Below are 16,324 nucleotides of genomic sequence, written 5' to 3' on the forward strand. Positions count from 1 at the left end.
ACACGGGAACGGCCTAGGTTCGGACCGCGTCGAGCTGATCACACCGGAGACCATCATGTCCGCACCCGTCGTCGACAACCCGGACCGGAACCGCTTCGAATTGCGCGTCGGCGAGGCGCTGGCCGTGGCCGAATACAGGCTGGACGGCGACCGCGTGGTGCTGACCCATACGGAGGTCCCGCCCGAGCTGTCAGGCCAGGGCGTCGGCTCCCGCCTCGCCCGCGGCGTCTTCGACAGCATCCGGGCGAGCGGCCGCCGCATCGTGACGGAATGCGAGTTCATGGCCGCCTTCGCAAAACGGCACCCCGAGAATGCCGATATCGTAGACGGGTAAGGGGCGGCTCCTCGGGATGAGGCCGGACGGCGCGTCCGGCCCTCAGGCCTTCGAGGCGATGCCGTTCCGCCGGTCAAGGAGGCGGTCCAGTTCGGCCTGCTGATCGGCGATCCGCTCGGAAAGAAGCTCCTCGGCCGCCGCGCCGAGCGAGCCGGATGCCTGTTCGACGAGATCGCGCAGGTTGCCGCGCAGGATCGCGATGCGATCGTCGAGTTCGGGAACGCCGAGGCCGTCATCCGCCGGTTCGCTGCTCATCTCGCCTGATCCGTCTCCGTCCTCGAGGAACGGGATCGTGCCCTGCCCTCGTCCCGACCGCAACCACTCGTCATGCGGGCGGCCCGCCCCGATCGTCAGCCCCGAGGCCGAAGAGGCTCAGGCGCCCGCCTCCCGCGCCGCGATCGTCTCGCGCATGAAGCGCTTCCAAACCGGGAAGACCTCGCGGAAGGAGGCTTCCGTCAGGTCCCGCAGCCGGGCCTTCGTCAGGCGGAAGGCGAGTTTCGGACGGGCGGCGAGATCGGTCGCGAGGGCGATGGAGGCGGACAGCACCTCCTCCCGGGGAACGACGCGGAGGAGGCCGCGACGCTCGCATTCGGCGGCATCCATCATGCGGCCGGAGAGGGCGAGGTCCTGAGCGGCGAGCGGGCCCATGAATGTCGCGATGGCCCAGGGGCCCATGCTGCTCGCGACGCCCGACTTGATCTCCGGCTGCCCCATCCGGACACCGGCATGGCCGATCCTGGCATCCGCCAGGAGGGCGAACTGGAAATGCGACCCGGCCGCGACGCCGTTCAGCGCACAGATCGTCGGCTTGCCGACGGCGCGCAGCCCGCTGAAGAGGCGATCCCATTCGTCGACCCAGGCATCGGCCTCCGCCGCGTCGCGGGGGCCTGCCTCCCGCAGATCCTGGCCGGCCCCGAAGGCGCGCTCCCCCTCCCCCGTGACGACGAGGGCGTCGACGGCGGGATCGGCATCGGCTTCCGCCATCGCCTCGACGAGCGTCAGCCGCATCGCCCGGTCCCAGGCGTTCATCGCCGCAGGGCGCCGGAACGTCACGATGCGGATCGGCCCCTCGTCATGGATCGCGATGGAAGAGGTCTCGGTCATGCGTCGTCCGCCGGCTGCCGGGGGATCCCCCGTTCGGATGCCAGCCGTAGTGCCGCGTGCACGCGGCCGCAATCGGCAGGCCCGCCGTCAGCGGGGCGCGGGCGTGCGCAGATCGAGCGTCATCGGGAAGTCGCGGCTGGTCTCCTCCGGCGGGACGGGGACAAGGCCCGGCGTGTGGCCGTGATCCTGGAACCGCGCCGCACGGCGGCCCTCCGCCTCGTAGGAATTGACCGGGAAGGTCTCGTAGTTCCGCCCGCCCGGATGGCCGACATGGTAGACGCAGCCGCCGAGCGACCGCCCGCTCCAGGTGTCGAGGATGTCGAAGGTCAGCGGCGAATGGACCGGGATGGTCGGATGCAGGCCCGACGCCGGCTTCCAGGCCTTGAAGCGGAGCCCCGCCACGGCCTGTCCGGCGACGCCCGTTGAAGTCATCGGCATGCGCCGGCCGTTGCAGGCGATGACATGCCGACCCGGCGTGAACCCCTCGACCTTCACCTGGAGGCGCTCGACCGAGCTGTCGACGTAGCGCACGGTGCCGCCGGCCGAGCCCTCCTCGCCGAGGACGTGCCATGGCTCCAGCGCCTGCCGCAGTTCCATCGTGACGCCGCCATGCCGGACGGCGCCGTAGAGCGGGAAGCGGAACTCGCGCGCGGCGGCGAACCAGGCCGGGTCCATCGGATAGCCGGCCTGCCGCAGGTCATCCAGCACGCCGAGGAAATCCTCCCACAGCACATGGGGCAGCATGAACCGGTCGTGCAGCGAGGTCCCCCAGCGCACGAAGCTTCCGGTCTGCGGCTCGCGCCAGAGCCAGGCGACGATGGCCCGCAGGAGCAGCTGCTGCGCGAGGCTCATCCGCGCATCCGGCGGCATCTCGAAGGAGCGGAACTCGAGGAGCCCGAGGCGCCCCGTCGCGCTGTCGGGCGAATAGAGCTTGTCGATGCAGATCTCGGCGCGGTGCGTGTTGCCGGTGACGTCGACCAGCACGTTCCGGAACAGGCGGTCGACCAGCCAGAGCGGGACCGGGTCGCCGCCGGGAGGCGGCACCTGCGAGAGCGCGATCTCGAGCTCGTAGAGGCCGTCGTGACGGGCCTCGTCCATGCGCGGGGCCTGGCTGGTCGGGCCGATATAGAGGCCCGAGAAGAGATACGAGAGGGAGGGATGGCGCTGCCAGTAGAGGACGAGGCTCTTGAGCAGGTCCGGCCGGCGCAGGAAGGGCGAGTCGGGAGGCGTCGCGCCGCCCAGCACCACATGGTTTCCGCCGCCGGTCCCCGTGTGGCGGCCGTCGACCATGAACTTCTCGGAGCCGAGACGCAGGTCCCTCGCCTCGTCATAGAGCGCCGTCGTGATGTCGACCGCCTCGCGCCAGCTCCCGGCGGCCTGGACGTTGACCTCGATGACGCCCGGATCGGGCGTCACCTTGATGACGTCGAGACGGGGATCGTAGGGCGGCGGGTAGCCTTCGACATGGATCGGCTGGCCGAGGGAGGCGGCGGCCTCCTCGACGATCGCGACGAGGTCGAGATAATCCTCCACCCGCTCCAGCGGCGGCATGAACACGCACAGGATGCCGTCGCGCGGCTCGACCGCGAAGGCGGTGCGGACGGCGACGATGCGCCGGGGACGGCGCGAGGGCTCTGCGCCCTCGGCCAAGGCGCCACGCTCCTCGGTCGGGTCCTGCGGCGCGTAATAGGGATAGTGCTCGGGCGGAACGTGCGGCAGCGAGGCGAGCGGCAGGCGCAATCCGGCGGGCGAGTCGCCGGGAACGAGGTAGATCGCCCCGCGACGCATCTCCCAAGTCTCCGAGACCCAGGCCCGCCCGTCATCCTCGTTCAGCGCGAAGAGCGGGATCACCCAGCCGCTCGGGGTGCCGAGCCCGCGCTGGAACACCCGCACCATCCGGGCCCGCGCCTCGGGATCGGCGAGCTTCGGGTCGTCGAAGGAGACATTGGCCGGAAGCTCCGCCTCCTTGCCGAGCCAGATGACGGGATCCTCGTAGAGCGGGCGGGGGTATTCGGCGAGGTCGAGCCGGCCGGCGACCGCGCGGATCAGCGCCTCGGCCTCCGCGATCCCGGCCTTGCGGTCCGAATCCTCGCGGGCGATCAGGGCTGCGTCGCGCCAGATCGGCTTGCCGTCGCGGCGCCAATAGATGCCGAAGGCCCAGCGCGGCAGGCTCTCGCCCGGATACCACTTGCCCTGTCCGTAATGGAGGAGGCCGCCTGGCGCGAAGCGCTCGCGCAGGCGCCGGGACAGTTTGTCGGAGAGCCCGCGCTTGGTCGGGCCGAGCGCGGCGACGTTCCATTCCGCGCTCTCGAAATCATCGATCGAGACGAAGGTCGGCTCGCCTCCCATCGTGAGCCGCACGTCCTGCGCGACGAGATCGCGGTCGACCGCCTCGCCCAGCGCGTCCATCGCCGCGAAGCTCTCATCCGAGAAGGGCTTCGTGACGCGCGGCGCCTCGGCGATCCGGCTCACATGCATCGAGAAGCCGAACTCGACCTGGGCCGGCTCGGCGGCCCCGCTGATCGGCGCGGCCGAAGCGTAATGCGGGGTCGCGGCGAGCGGGATATGCCCCTCGCCGCAGAGGAGGCCCGAGGTCGCATCGAGCCCGATCCAGCCCGCGCCGGGAAGGTAGACCTCGACCCAGGCATGAAGATCGGTGAAATCGCTCGCCGCGCCCTGCGGCCCCTCGATCGTGGTGCGGTCGGGCACGAGCTGGATCAGGTAGCCGGAGACGAAGCGGGCCGCGAAGCCGAGACGGCGCAGCACCTGGACGAGCAGCCATGCCGAGTCGCGGCACGAGCCGGTGCCGAGATCGAGCGTCTCCTCGGGCGATTGCACGCCCGCCTCCATGCGCACGCCATATCGCACGCGCTCCTTCACGAGAGCGTTGAGCTGGACGAGGAACTGGATCGTATCCCGCTCCGCGGGCAGCTCGTTCATGAAGGCGTCGAGAAGCGGGCCCGCCCCCTCCGGCGCGAGGTAGCTCGCGAGTTCGGAGGCGAGGTCGTCCGGATAGGCGAAGGGCCGCGTCTGCGCGTAATCCTCGACGAAGAAATCGAACGGGTTGATCACCGCCATCTCGGCCGTGAGATCGACCTCGATCCGGAACTCGGTCGTCTTTTCTGGGAAGACGAGGCGCGCGAGCCAGTTGCCGTTCGGATCCTGCTGCCAGTTCACGAAATGCCCGGCCGGCTCGACCTTGAGGCTGTAGCTCGGGATGCGCGTGCGCGAATGAGGCGCCGGCCGCAGCCGGATCACCTGCGGCCCGAGCGCGACCGGCCGATCGTACTTGTAGGACGTGACGTGATGGAGCGCGGCAAGGATCGGCACGGCAGACGAGGCTCTCAATGACCTCCGGCGATGCCCACGCGGACGCAGGATCGGCCGGCCCTCCGAGGAAGCACGTCCCGCGCCAGGAGGCCAGCAGCAAAAAGGACGGCACGGGATCAGGCGCGGCGCGAAACGCGGCGCGACATCCCCCCGAAATGCGACACACCCAGAATGCTGGCAGCCCGGACAGTCCGCCGCAGCAAGGCGGCTTGAAAGCACCAATGAAGTGCTTTAGATAATGCACCATGCACGACGGCGCGCCCGCCACACTTCTCTACGTTCTCGCCCCGGATGACGGGGCGCGGCGGGCGCTGGACGCGACCTTCGAGGCCTATGCCGCGATGGCGCGCATCCTGGCCGGGATGCCGGAAGCGGGCGGGCGCAACCTCGTGACCCTGCACGAGCGTGCCTATGAGCGCATCCGCGAGGAGACCGGTCTTCCGGCCCGCCTCGTGACGCTCGGCCTGCGCGACCTTCCGGCACGGGCCGCCGCCTCGGCGCCCGACAGCCTGCCGCTCGACGAGAAGCTGTTCGCCATCAAGGGCCCCGCGACGCTGACGGTCTCGACCGTCTTCGGCCGGGTCGCGGTGCCCTACGACGTCGCGGGCTACGCCGCAGGGCGGGAGACGGTCTTTCCGGCCCGCCTCGTCCTGCGCGAGGGCCGCTACGAGATCCATGTCGCGGTCGTCCGTCGGGCGGCCCAGCTGAGGGAGGAGACCATGCAGGAAGGTGTGTTGTCGCGCATGGGCCGGCTGATCGCCGGCATCGCCAACGCGACCATCGACAAGGTCGAGGACGTCAACAAGGTCGCCGTCGTCGAACAGGCCATCCGCGAGATCGACCAGGCCGCCGATCAGGCCCGGACCGAACTCGGCAAGGCCAAGGCCGAGGAATACCGCGTCAAGAGCCGGAAGGCCGAGATCGGCGCCGACCTCGCCTCGCTCGGCGAGAAGCTGAAGCTCGCCATCGCGGAGAGCCGGGACGACCTCGCCAAGGCCGCCATCGCACGCCAGATCGACCTCGAGGCCCAGGTCACGGCGCTCGACCGGACCCTCGCCGACGTCAGGAGCGAGATCGACGAAGGCCAGCAGGCGCTGCAGGCCGTGCTGGCGACGCGGCGCGAGGCCGAGACGCGGCTCGCCGACCTCAAGCGCAGCCTCGCCCAGCACGCGCCGTCCGAGCCCGGCTCGGGGCGCGGACGGCGGGGCGCGGCCGACGGCAGCGCCAAGGCAGCCGCCGCCATCGCCCGGGTCACGGGCGTGCCGGCGGGCGCCTCCGGCGCGAATGCCGAACTCGACGAGTTGGACCGTCTCCACCGCGAGCGCGTGATCGCCGAGCGCCTCGCTCTCGCCAAGGGCAGCGGCTGACCGCCGCGCCGGGAGGCCTGACGTGATGGACCTGCTGCTCGCCCCCGAGGTGAGGCCCTTCGCGATCGCGGCGATGCTGCTGGTCGCCCTGGTGGGAATCGAGATCCTGATGCTGCTGATCGGCGTCTCGATCAGCGACCTCGTCGAGCATTCCTTCGACCATCACGCCCATGACGGCGGCGGCCTGAGCTGGCTCAATGTCGGCGGCGTGCCGCTGCTCGTCCTTCTCATGATCGCGCTCGGTGCCTTCGCGGCGATCGGCTTCGCGATCCAGGGGCTGTCGCATGCGGCGGGCTTCGCGCTGCCGGCACTGATCGCGGGCCCGGCGGCGGCCGCTCTCGCGATCCCGGTCATCCGCAGCGGCAGCCGCGTCGTCGCGCGGATCGTGCCGCGCGACGAGACCTATGCCGTCGAACTCGCGGATCTCGTCGGCCGATCCGGCATCGTCTCGCGCGGTCCGCTGGACCAGGGATTGCCCGGCTCCGTCCGCCTCAAGGACGCCCACGGCAACTGGCACAATGTGCGAGCCCGCGCCGCCGGCGATGCCGAATCCATGCCGACCGGCTCGGCCGTCCTCCTTGTCGACCTCGCGGCCGGCATCTTCACCGCCATACCCGCCCCGCCCGACCTTCAGGGCTAACCGCCACCATGCAGGAAGGCGAAACCCATGAGCCCAGGCATGTATGAAATCCTCTTCCCGGCCGTGATCGGGCTGATCGCGATCATCGGCATCGGCGTCGTCCTCGCGACGCTCTACACCCGCTCGACCCGCGACCAGGCCTATGTCCGCACGGGTCTCGGCGGGCAGAAGGTCGTGCTCGACGGCGGCTCCGTCGTCCTGCCCATCTTCCACTCGATCGCCCGGGTGAACCTCAAGACGCTGCGCCTCGAGGTCCGGCGCGGCGAGAACGACGCCCTGATCACCAAGGACCGCATGCGCGTCGATATCGGCGCGGAATTCTATGTCCGCGTGAAGCCGGACGCCTCCTCCATCGCCCTCGCGGCCCAGACGCTCGGCGACCGCACCAACAATGCCGAGGAGCTGCGGCTCCTGATCGAGGCGAAATTCGTCGACGGCCTGCGCTCGGTCGCCGCCACCATGAACCTCGACGGCCTCCAGGAGCAGCGGGCCGATTTCGTGAAGGCGGTGCAGGAGGCCGTCGGCGCGGACCTCCAGTCGAACGGCCTCGAGCTCGAATCCGTCTCGCTGACCCGGCTCGACCAGACCGACATCAAGCACTTCAACGCCAACAACTTCTTCGACGCCCAGGGCCTCGCGACCCTCACCCGCATCACCGAAGCGCGCAAGAAGGAGCGCAACGAGATCGTCCGCGATACAGAGGTCGCCATTGCCCAGAAGGACCTCGACGCCAAGAAGCAGACGCTGACCATCGACCGCACCCAGCGCGAATCCGAGCTGAACCAGGAACGCGACATCGCCAATATCGCGGCCGCCACCCGCGCCGAGACCGCGCGCCAGGAACAGACCGCGCAGCTCGCCGAGGCGGAAGCGCGGATCGACCGCGAGCGTGCCGTGGCGGAGCGAGAGGCCTCGGCCAAGCAGGCACGGGAATCGGCGAACATCGCGGCCACCCTCAACGTGCAGCAGCGCGAGACGGAGGCGAAGCGCGACCTTCAGCTCATCGCCCAGGATTCGGCGATCGCCGTCGCAGACCGCTCGCGCCAGGAATCGGAGGCCCGCGCCGCGGCCGAGGATGCCCGCGCCATCGCCATCGCCGCGACCGAGAAGGTCGAGACCGCGAAATCGGTCGAGATCGCCGAGCGCGAGCGCCAGATCGCCATCATCGCCGCCAAGCGTCAGGCCGAGACCGAGGCGACCTCCGTCACCGTCGCGGCCGAAGCCGAGAAGCAGGCGGCGATCGATCAGGCCGAGGCGAAGCTCACGCTCGCCCGCGCCGATGCCGATTCCGCGACCATCGCCGCCAAGGGCATCATCGATACCGGCAAGGCGAAGGCCGAAGCCGAGGCCCTGCTGATCGAGGCGAAGAACCGCATCTCGCGCGAGATCATCGAATACGAGATCCTGCGCGAGCGCATCCGGATCATCCCCCAGGCGCTGGCGGAGATCGTCAAGCCGGCCGAGAAGATCTCGGACATCCGCATCTTCGACACCGGCGGCATGCTGGGGCGCGGCGCGAACGGCGCCGGCGGGGCGAATGGCGGCTCGGTCGGGATGGGCGAAGGCCTCGCCGGCCAGCTCCTCGCCTACAACGCCCAGAGCCCGGTCCTGGCCGAACTGCTCAAGGCAGCCGGCTTCAGCGGCCCCGACGCCGTCGCGGCGATGCTCGACGAGGCGACCGGCAAGGCCGCCGCCTCCGCACCGAAGGCCGATGGCGGCCTCAGCGGCGCGCCAGGCGCGAGCTTCGCGCCGACCGCGTCCTTCGCGCCGGGCATCGGCCAGGACGGCAAGGGCTGAGCGAAGCGGCGCGACCTTCTCACGCGAAGCGTTTCGCGCCGGCCACGCACAGGACCACGATCCCGGTCGCGGCGACCATCGACCAGGCGACCGGCTCGTGGAGGAGCAGCGCGGCGAGGGCCAGCCCGAAGAAGGGCTGGAGCAGCTGCAACTGCCCGACCGCCGCGATGCCCCCGAGCGCGAGGCCGCGATACCAGAAGACGAAGCCGATCAGCATGCTGAAGACGGACACATAGGCGAGGCCGAGCCAGGCCGGGACGCCGATCCCCTCCCAGCTGGCGGGCAGCGTCGCGAGGGCGAGGACGGCCATGACCGGAAGCGAGAGCATGAGCGCCCAGGTGATGACCTGCCAGCCGCCGAGGCGGCGCGAAAGGACGGCCCCCTCCGCGTAGCCGAGGCCGCAGACGAGGATCGCCGCCACCATCAGGAGGTCGCCCGTGACCGAGGCGCTTCCGCCCTGCGAAAAGGCGAATCCCGCCACCGTCAGGCCGCCGAGGACGGAGAACAGCCAGAAGGCGGCTTTCGGCCTCTCCCCGCCCCGCATCACGCCGAACAGGGCCGTCGCGAGCGGGAGGAGACCGATGAAGACGATCGAATGCGCGGCGGTGACGTGCTGAAGCGCGAGCGCCGTCAGGAGCGGGAAACCGATCACGACGCCGAAAGCGACGACGGCGAGCGAGGCGAGGTCGCGCGCGGCGGGAGGCTTCTGCCGGAAGGCCGCGAGCAGGACCGCGCCGAGGAGGGCGGCGATCACCGCGCGGGCGGATGTCAGGAACAGCGGCGTGAACCCGCCGACCGCGACGCGCGTCGCCGGCAGCGAGGCGCTGAAGATGACGACGCCGAGCAGCCCGCTTCCCCATCCCCGCATCGATCGCTGCATCGCCTGATCCTCTTCTTGAGCCGGCAGGCTTCCGACGCGTGCGAGGCGATTGAGGCTACGCACCCTGATGCGGCCGGGCCAATGCCATCTCAGCCCGCTTCATTCCGATCCCGCATAGTTTCGTCGGCGAGCGCGCCGGCCGCCTCCCAGAGCGCGGAGGTCGCGCCGCGGCGATGCGCGGCGTTGCGGTAGAGCCGGATCTCGAGCGGCGTTTCCGCTCCGACCGCGACGAGACGTCCCTCGGCGAGGTCCCGCGCGACGATGCTGCCGGGCAACCAGGCGAGACCGTGCCCTTCCAGCGCCATGGCCTTCAGCGCGTCGGCCATGGCGTTCTCGTTGACATGGGCGATCGGCAAGGCTCGCCCCGCCTGCGCCCGGACGAGGCTCGACAGCCGGCCGAGAAACGAATTCGGCGCATAGGCGAGGACAGGCAGCGACGACGCCTCGCCCGGCACGGACGTGGCGCGGACCGCGACGAGGCTGTCGCCGCCGACGACCCGGTGCGGGAAGAGGTCCGGATCGAGCAGGATCGGCACGCCCGGATGATGGAAGGTCAGGAAGAAGTCGTAGCCGCCCTCGGCCAGCGCCTGGATGCAGGTATGGAAATCATCCGACAGCAGGCGGCTTCCGAGCGGGCCGGTGCGGGCCTCGATCTGCCGGAACCAGCGGGGAAAGAAGGTCAGCGCGAGCGTGTGGAGCGCGGCCACCGAGACCGAGCCCTGGCTCGGCCGGGCTTCCGCCTGAAGCGAGTCGCGGCTGCCCTGGAGCATCCGCACGCTCTCCTCGGCCGTCTCGCGGAAGGCCCGCCCGGCCGCCGTCAGCGTAGTGGGATAGGTGCTGCGGTCGACGAGCGCGACGCCGAGCCAGGCTTCGAGCGCCCGGATGCGGCGGCTGAAGGCCGATTGCGTGACGTGACGCTCCTCGGCCGACCGGGAGAAGCTACCCGTCCTGGCGAGGACGACGAAATCCTCCAGCCATTTCAGCTCCATGGCAGGTCGCCGTCGGGCCGCCCCGGCTCACGCCGCCCATTCGCCCGCCCGCATCACCGGCGTGGCGGAGCCGTCCGCGGCGAGGCCGTCGATGTCGATCTCGCCCGAGCCGATCATCCAGTCGATATGGATGAGCGAGCGGTTGCAGCCGCGGGCGACGAGCTCCGCCTCGCTCAGCGACAGGCCGTCCCGGATGCATTTCGAGTAGGCTTGGCCGAGGGCGATGTGGCAGGCGGCGTTCTCGTCGTAGAGCGTGTTGTAGAACAGGAGCCCCGAGGCCGAGATCGGCGAGGAATGCGGCACGAGCGCCACCTCGCCGAGGCGGCGGGCGCCCTCGTCGGTCTCGAGCACCTTCTGCAGCACCGCCTCGCCCGTCCGCGCCTTGGCCTCGACGATGCGGCCCTCCTCGAAGCGGACCCGGATCTCCTCGATCAGCGTGCCCTGATAGGAGAGCGGCTTGGTCGAGGTGACGTGGCCCGAGACGCGCGCCTTGTGCGGGGTGGTGAAGACCTCCTCGGTCGGGATGTTGGCGTTGCAGACGATGCCGTTCTTCGCGGTCGTCGCGCCGCCATGCCATTCATGGTCGTCGGCGAGGCCGACGGTGAGGTCCGTGCCGGGGCCGCGGAAGCGGAGCGCGGCGTAGCGGCGGGCGTTCAGCTCCTTGGTACGCCGGCGCAGCTCGCCATTGTGCCGCGCCCAGGCCTCGACCGGATCGTCCCGGTCGACGCGGGAGGCCTGGAAGATCGCGTCCCACAGGCGCGCCACCGCGGCATCCTCGGATTCGCCGGGAAAGACGGTCCGCGCCCAGGCCGGCGTCGCCGCCGAGACGATGGTCCAGTTCGTGGCGAAGCCGGCGATCATCTCGAGCGCGGGCACATAGGCCTTCGAGCGGGCGCGGTTGGCGCGGGCGACCTTGTCGGCGTCCTGGCCGGCGAGGAGGGAGGGATCGTCGCCGGCGATCGCGAGGCGCGCGGCCCCGGAGCGGAAGGCCGCCGCCATGCCCTCGTAGAGCCAGCCGGCCGCCGTGTCGAAGGCACCGTCCGACGCGTTCTCGAAGCGCGACAGCGCCGCCGTCTCGTCCGTGTAGAACACCGTCACGAGTGAGGCACCGGCCCTGTAGGCCTCGTCCGTGATGGCGCGGGCGAGCGGCACCGCATCGAGCGGCGCGGTCATGACGAGTTCCTGACCCGCCTTGAGGCCGAGCCCCGTCCGCACGGCGACCATCGCGAGCCGCCGCAGCTTCTCCTCGTGCTCCGCCGAGCCCGCAGCATTCCTGTCGTGATAGGTCATGACGTCTCTCCGGCCGCGATGGCGTGAGCTACTTGGCGAGCCAACGGTGAATCCCGTCGAGCCCGTCGACGAGGCCGAGGCGGCCGCGCCGCAGCAGATAATTCGTATGCGCCAGGACCTCGCTGAAGGCGAAGCCGGTCTGGTGCGCGTCGAGCGGACGCGAGAACACGAAGGGCACGAGTTCCGAAGCCGAGCGCGGCGTCGCCCGGCAGGCCTCGACGATGACGCCGCAGCGCTCCTCGTGATGGGCGATCATGTCGTCGAGGCGCCCGTGAAGCCCCGCGAAAGGCAGGTCGTGGCCCGGCAGGACGAGCGCGTCGTGCGGGATGGCCGTCTTGAGGCTCCGCAGCGAGCGCAGGAAGATGCCGAGCGGATCGCCCATGGGATCGCGCGGATACACGCTGACATTCGGCGAGATGCGGGGCAGGACCTGGTCGGCACCGAGGAAGAGGTTCTCCTCCGCGCAATAGAGCATCATCTGCTCGGAGGCGTGCCCTCCCCCCGTCAGCACGTCGAAGCTGCGCCCGCCGATGATGAGCCGGTCGCCCGCGATGACGCGCCTGAAGCTCTGCGGCAGTCCGGTGAGCAGACGCAGGTAGTCGTGCCCGCGCGTCATGACGGCCTCGGTCGCCTCCGGCCCGAGGCCGTTATCGACGTAGAAGCGGCGATAATGGTCCTGCCCGAGCGATTCCGGGTTCGTCGTCAGGAGCAGCGCCTGGAGATATTCCGTCTCGGTCATGTCGAGCGGCAGGTCCAGCTTGTCGATGAGCCAGCCCGCCGCTCCGACATGGTCCGGATGCATGTGGGTCACGATGAGACGCGTCAGCGGTCGTCCGGCGAGCGGGCCCGAGAGCAATTGCTCCCAGGCGTCCTTCGTCGCCTCGTTGCCGATGCCGGTATCGAGCACGGCCCAGCCATTGCCGTCCTCGATCAGGTAGATGTTGACGTGATCGAGCCGGTAGGGAAGCGGCAGGCGGGCCCAGAGCAGGCCCGGCGCCACCTCGATCGTCTCGCCCGCGGCCGGGGCGGCGGGGAAGGGGTGGGTCAGGGTCGAGGCGGACATGCCTTCGTGGCTACAGGCCGCACCGCCCGACCTCAAGGGCGTCGCGTGCATCGCTGCTCCTTCCCGCCGCCGCAAAATTGCGATGAAACAAGCTCGCCCCTAAAAGCCTTGTCTCGGATCGGACGGTCGAATGGGATGTCAGGTGCTGAAGCAAATTGAAAACGGACAAGGACAGGCCGGCCTCACCGAAGGCGCCGCCGCGATGCGTTCGGCGATCCTGTCCAAGATTCGTTATGCCTCCGGCCGCGAGCTCGGCAGCGCCCGCCCCCATGACTGGTTCGTCGCGACGGCGCTCGCCGTGCGCGACCGGGCGGTCGACATCTGGCTGGATTCGATCCAGCGCACCCCCACCGAGGCGAAGCAGGTCGCGTATTTCTCGCTCGAGTTCCTGATCGGCCGGCTGCTGGAGGATGCGGTGAGCAACCTCGCGCTCACCGACGACGTGCGCGAGGCGCTGGCGAGCCTCGGCATCGATTACGAGGTCGTCAAGGCGGCGGAACCCGACGCGGCCCTCGGCAATGGCGGCCTCGGTCGCCTCGCGGCCTGTTTCATGGAATCGATGGCCTCGATCGACCTGCCGGCCTACGGCTACGGCATCCGCTACGATTACGGGCTGTTCCGGCAGGTCATCACGGACGGCGTGCAGCACGAGGTGCCGGAGGATTGGCTGTCCTTCGGGAACCCGTGGGAGTTCGAGCGCCCCAACATCGCCTATCCCGTCCGCTTCGGCGGCACGGTCGAGACGGGGCCGGAGACCGGCCTCGGCGTCGGCCACGACTGGCACCCGGCCGAGACGGTGATGGCCGTCGCCTACGACACCCCGGTGGTCGGCTGGCGCGGCCGGCGCGTCAACACGCTCCGGCTCTGGTCGGCGCGCGCCGTCGACCCGCTGAAGCTCGACGCCTTCAACCACGGCGACTATGTCGGCGCCATGGCCGACCGGGCCCGCGTGGAAGCCATCTCGCGCGTGCTCTATCCGAGCGACGAGACGCCGGCCGGCCAGGAACTGCGCCTGCGCCAGGAATACTTCTTCACCTCCGCCTCCCTGCAGGATCTCGTCCGGCGCCATCTCGAGCGCAACCCGGACGTGACGAACCTCGCCGAGCGTTCGGCCATCCAGCTCAACGACACCCATCCGGCCATCGCCGTCGCCGAGCTGATGCGCATCCTCGTCGACGAGAAGCGCGTCGCCTGGGAGGAGGCCTGGCGGATCACGACCGGCACGCTCAACTACACCAACCACACCCTTCTGCCCGAGGCGCTCGAGAGCTGGCCGACCGAGCTGATGGAGCGGCTCCTGCCGCGCCACATGCAGATCATCTATCTGATCAACTGGCTGCATCTCGAGAAGCTGGCGAAGGACCGCCCGCTCACGGACGACTTCATCAAGCGCGTCTCCCTGATCGACGAGGGGCACGGGCGCCGCGTGCGGATGGGCCACCTCGCCTTCCTCGGCTCACGCCGGGTGAACGGCGTCTCGGCGCTCCATACCGACCTCGTGCGCGAGACCGTGTTCAGCGATCTCCACGCCCTCTATCCGGACCGGATCGTCAACAAGACCAACGGCATCACCTTCCGGCGCTGGCTTCAGCAGGCCAATCCGGGCCTCACGGAGATCCTGATCGAGGTCGCCGGCCCCGCCGTTCTCGACGATCCCTCCCGCCTCGAAGCCTTGATGCGCCACGCGGACGACGCCTCGCTGCGGGACCGGCTGCGCGCGGCGCGGCGGCACAACAAGGACATCCTGGCCCGCACGATCAAGGAGAGGGTCGGGATCGTCGTCGATCCGGACGCGATCTTCGACGTCCAGATCAAGCGCATCCACGAATACAAGCGCCAATTGCTCAACCTGATCGAGACCGCCGCCCTCTACGAGGCGATCCGGGCCGAGCCGCATCGCGACTGGACGCCCCGGGTCAAGATCATGGCCGGCAAGGCCGCCTCGAGCTACCACCGGGCGAAGCTCATCATCCGCTTCGCCCACGATCTCGCCCGGCGGATCAACGACGATCCGGCCGTGCGCGGGCGGCTGAAGATGGTGTTCCTGCCGAACTACAACGTGAGTCTGGCCGAATGCATCATCCCGGCGGCGGACCTCTCCGAGCAGATCTCCACCGCCGGCATGGAGGCCTCCGGCACGGGCAACATGAAATTCGCGCTGAACGGTGCCATCACGATCGGCACGCTCGACGGCGCGAATGTCGAGATCCGCGAGCATGTCGGTGCGGAAAACATCGCGATCTTCGGCCTGACGGCCCCCGAAGTCGCCGAGCGGCGCGCCGATCCCGATCACGGCCGGGCCGCCATCGCCCGCTCGCCCCGCCTCGCCGCGACCCTCTACGCGATGCGCGCCGGCGCCTATTCGCCCGAGGATCGCACCCGCTATGCCGCCCTCGTCGAAGGGCTGTCGGATAACGACACCTTCATGGTGACGGACGATTTCGACAGCTACTGGGATGCCCAGCGCGGCCTCGACGCGCTCTGGGCCGACCAGCCGCATTGGTGGCGCGAGAGCATCGCCAACACCGCCCGGATCGGCTGGTTCTCGTCGGATAGGACGATCCGGGAGTATGCGGACGAGATCTGGCGCATCCCGGTGCGATGAGGCGAACGCGCGGGCGCTACCGGTACATCAACACGCGCGCCTGCGGCAGGAGCTGAAGCAGGAAGTCGAAATCCTTGATGTTTCGCGTGAGCACCGTGAGCCCATCCTTGTGGGCCTGAAGAAACAGGACGCAGTCCTGCAACGCTCTGCGTCGGTGCTCGTCCCGGTAGCCCTGAAGACGGCACAAGACACCCGACAGGACGGCCGCTCGCCCAAGCGTATCGAGATCGGGGACACGGATGCGGTGCGTCGGCATGCTCCGGACGAGCGTCCGAAGGGTGCGGATGACGGCCGGCGTGTCCGGATGCTCCGGGTCGAGCACCCCGACGGTATGCATCAGCTCCTGGATCGCCATGGCGGAATGATGAGCATGCCGCGTCCCGATCAGTCGCTCGACCGTTTCGTCCAACCGGCCATGCAACTGATCGATATAGACCACGGTATCGAGAAGCAGGCCCGGTCCCGCGAGATCGGCGACGGTCAGGAAGGGTAGGTCGGCGTCAGGGCGACGCGACAGGCTCGCGGTCCGACGCGCCAGCCGGGCAGCGGCATCGAAATCGAGCTCGGCCACGCTCAGAAGCCGAGCTTGATCCGCGGGTCCACCGTCGCTTTCAGGCTCTTGAACGTTTCGGCAAATCCGTCCTCGAGCGCCAGGTTGGCGAGAGCGAACTCGATCAGCCTCGTATTTTCCTGGATTCCGGTCCTCAGCTTCGCCTTCTCGACCAGCGCCTTGCTGACGCGCCCCGTGATCCGGCTTCCCTTGTCGTCGAGCAGACCCGAGGCGGCCGCCTTCTTCAGAACCTCTGCCTCGACGCCTCCGGCGCCCTCGATCGTCCGGTCCGACCGGCCACGGCCAGAGCTTGAATCCTCACGGCCGGTTGCCCGGACCTTTGTCGTGCCGCGCGGCATCGCCTTCAATCCTGTT

14 protein-coding genes are annotated in these 16,324 nt (G+C 69.7%); 5 read left to right on the plus strand and 9 right to left on the minus strand.

The window, feature by feature from the left end:
• Positions 1-55: 55 nt before the first annotated feature.
• Positions 56-334: a GNAT family N-acetyltransferase gene (locus EV668_RS22700; protein ID WP_133774487.1), complete on the plus strand. Its 279-nt coding sequence runs from the start codon at positions 56-58 to the stop codon at positions 332-334.
• 42 nt (positions 335-376) lie between these two features.
• On the opposite strand, the gene EV668_RS22705 is transcribed toward EV668_RS22700, so the two are convergent.
• From EV668_RS22705 to EV668_RS22715, 3 genes are all read right to left on the minus strand, one after another.
• Complete coding sequence (locus EV668_RS22705; protein ID WP_133774489.1) at positions 377-589, minus strand: hypothetical protein; 213 nt, start codon at positions 587-589, stop codon at positions 377-379.
• Between the two features lie 117 nt (positions 590-706).
• A complete protein-coding gene (locus EV668_RS22710) occupies positions 707-1,438 on the minus strand; it encodes an enoyl-CoA hydratase/isomerase family protein (protein WP_133774491.1) in 732 nt (243 codons plus the stop codon).
• Between the two features lie 87 nt (positions 1,439-1,525).
• Positions 1,526-4,768 (minus strand): transglutaminase family protein, encoded by a 3,243-nt coding sequence (locus EV668_RS22715; RefSeq protein ID WP_133774649.1) that lies wholly within the window; start codon positions 4,766-4,768, stop codon positions 1,526-1,528.
• 245 nt (positions 4,769-5,013) lie between these two features.
• Here EV668_RS22715 and EV668_RS22720 point away from each other — a divergent pair, with 245 nt between their 5' ends.
• The 3 genes from EV668_RS22720 to EV668_RS22730 are packed head-to-tail and all read left to right on the plus strand — an operon-like array spanning position 5,014 to position 8,572.
• Complete coding sequence (locus tag EV668_RS22720; protein ID WP_133774493.1) at positions 5,014-6,135, plus strand: PspA/IM30 family protein; 1,122 nt, start codon at positions 5,014-5,016, stop codon at positions 6,133-6,135.
• 25 nt (positions 6,136-6,160) lie between these two features.
• A complete protein-coding gene (locus EV668_RS22725; RefSeq protein ID WP_133774495.1) occupies positions 6,161-6,775 on the plus strand; it encodes an OB-fold-containig protein in 615 nt (204 codons plus the stop codon).
• A 27-nt stretch (positions 6,776-6,802) separates the two neighbouring features.
• Positions 6,803-8,572 (plus strand): flotillin family protein, encoded by a 1,770-nt coding sequence (locus EV668_RS22730; protein ID WP_425359650.1) that lies wholly within the window; start codon positions 6,803-6,805, stop codon positions 8,570-8,572.
• A 19-nt stretch (positions 8,573-8,591) separates the two neighbouring features.
• On the opposite strand, the gene EV668_RS22735 is transcribed toward EV668_RS22730, so the two are convergent.
• From EV668_RS22735 to EV668_RS22750, 4 genes are all read right to left on the minus strand, one after another.
• Entirely contained in the window at positions 8,592-9,452 is an 861-nt protein-coding gene (locus EV668_RS22735) for a DMT family transporter (protein WP_133774497.1), read from the minus strand.
• 89 nt (positions 9,453-9,541) lie between these two features.
• Positions 9,542-10,441 carry a LysR family transcriptional regulator gene (locus EV668_RS22740; protein ID WP_133774499.1) on the minus strand — a complete coding sequence of 300 codons (900 nt, stop codon included), beginning with the start codon at positions 10,439-10,441 and terminating at the stop codon, positions 9,542-9,544.
• 27 nt (positions 10,442-10,468) lie between these two features.
• Entirely contained in the window at positions 10,469-11,731 is a 1,263-nt protein-coding gene (locus EV668_RS22745; RefSeq protein ID WP_133774502.1) for an aminopeptidase, read from the minus strand.
• Positions 11,732-11,759: 28 nt separating this feature from the next.
• The gene (locus EV668_RS22750) at positions 11,760-12,794 is read right to left on the minus strand and encodes an MBL fold metallo-hydrolase (RefSeq protein WP_133774652.1); all 1,035 of its coding nucleotides are present in this window, start codon (positions 12,792-12,794) and stop codon (positions 11,760-11,762) included.
• Positions 12,795-12,924: 130 nt separating this feature from the next.
• Here EV668_RS22750 and EV668_RS22755 point away from each other — a divergent pair, with 130 nt between their 5' ends.
• On the plus strand, positions 12,925-15,399 hold the full coding sequence (locus EV668_RS22755; RefSeq protein ID WP_133774504.1) for a glycogen/starch/alpha-glucan phosphorylase: 2,475 nt from the start codon (positions 12,925-12,927) through the stop codon (positions 15,397-15,399).
• A gap of 16 nt (positions 15,400-15,415) precedes the next feature.
• On the opposite strand, the gene EV668_RS22760 is transcribed toward EV668_RS22755, so the two are convergent.
• Together EV668_RS22760 and EV668_RS22765 are read right to left on the minus strand one after the other, a co-directional pair.
• Complete coding sequence (locus tag EV668_RS22760) at positions 15,416-15,970, minus strand: type II toxin-antitoxin system VapC family toxin (protein WP_133774506.1); 555 nt, start codon at positions 15,968-15,970, stop codon at positions 15,416-15,418.
• A 2-nt stretch (positions 15,971-15,972) separates the two neighbouring features.
• A complete protein-coding gene (locus EV668_RS22765) occupies positions 15,973-16,308 on the minus strand; it encodes a hypothetical protein (protein ID WP_245513374.1) in 336 nt (111 codons plus the stop codon).
• Positions 16,309-16,324 lie beyond the last annotated feature (16 nt).

Origin of the sequence: Enterovirga rhinocerotis, from assembly GCF_004363955.1 — a bacterium.
GTDB lineage: Bacteria > Pseudomonadota > Alphaproteobacteria > Rhizobiales > Beijerinckiaceae > Enterovirga > Enterovirga rhinocerotis.

Bases quoted from the DNA above. Each gene is read 5' to 3' on its own strand.
- EV668_RS22765 (WP_245513374.1), bottom strand. From the start codon at position 16,308: ATGCCGCGCGGCACGACAAAGGTCCGGGCAACCGGCCGTGAGGATTCA.
- EV668_RS22740 (WP_133774499.1), bottom strand. From the start codon at position 10,441: ATGGAGCTGAAATGGCTGGAGGATTTCGTCGTCCTCGCCAGGACGGGT.
- EV668_RS22710 (WP_133774491.1), bottom strand. From the start codon at position 1,438: ATGACCGAGACCTCTTCCATCGCGATCCATGACGAGGGGCCGATCCGC.
- EV668_RS22720 (WP_133774493.1), top strand. From the start codon at position 5,014: ATGCACGACGGCGCGCCCGCCACACTTCTCTACGTTCTCGCCCCGGAT.
- EV668_RS22705 (WP_133774489.1), bottom strand. From the start codon at position 589: ATGAGCAGCGAACCGGCGGATGACGGCCTCGGCGTTCCCGAACTCGAC.
- EV668_RS22745 (WP_133774502.1), bottom strand. From the start codon at position 11,731: ATGACCTATCACGACAGGAATGCTGCGGGCTCGGCGGAGCACGAGGAG.
- EV668_RS22730 (WP_425359650.1), top strand. From the start codon at position 6,803: ATGAGCCCAGGCATGTATGAAATCCTCTTCCCGGCCGTGATCGGGCTG.
- EV668_RS22735 (WP_133774497.1), bottom strand. From the start codon at position 9,452: ATGCAGCGATCGATGCGGGGATGGGGAAGCGGGCTGCTCGGCGTCGTC.
- EV668_RS22700 (WP_133774487.1), top strand. From the start codon at position 56: ATGTCCGCACCCGTCGTCGACAACCCGGACCGGAACCGCTTCGAATTG.
- EV668_RS22755 (WP_133774504.1), top strand. From the start codon at position 12,925: ATGGGATGTCAGGTGCTGAAGCAAATTGAAAACGGACAAGGACAGGCC.
- EV668_RS22725 (WP_133774495.1), top strand. From the start codon at position 6,161: ATGGACCTGCTGCTCGCCCCCGAGGTGAGGCCCTTCGCGATCGCGGCG.
- EV668_RS22750 (WP_133774652.1), bottom strand. From the start codon at position 12,794: ATGTCCGCCTCGACCCTGACCCACCCCTTCCCCGCCGCCCCGGCCGCG.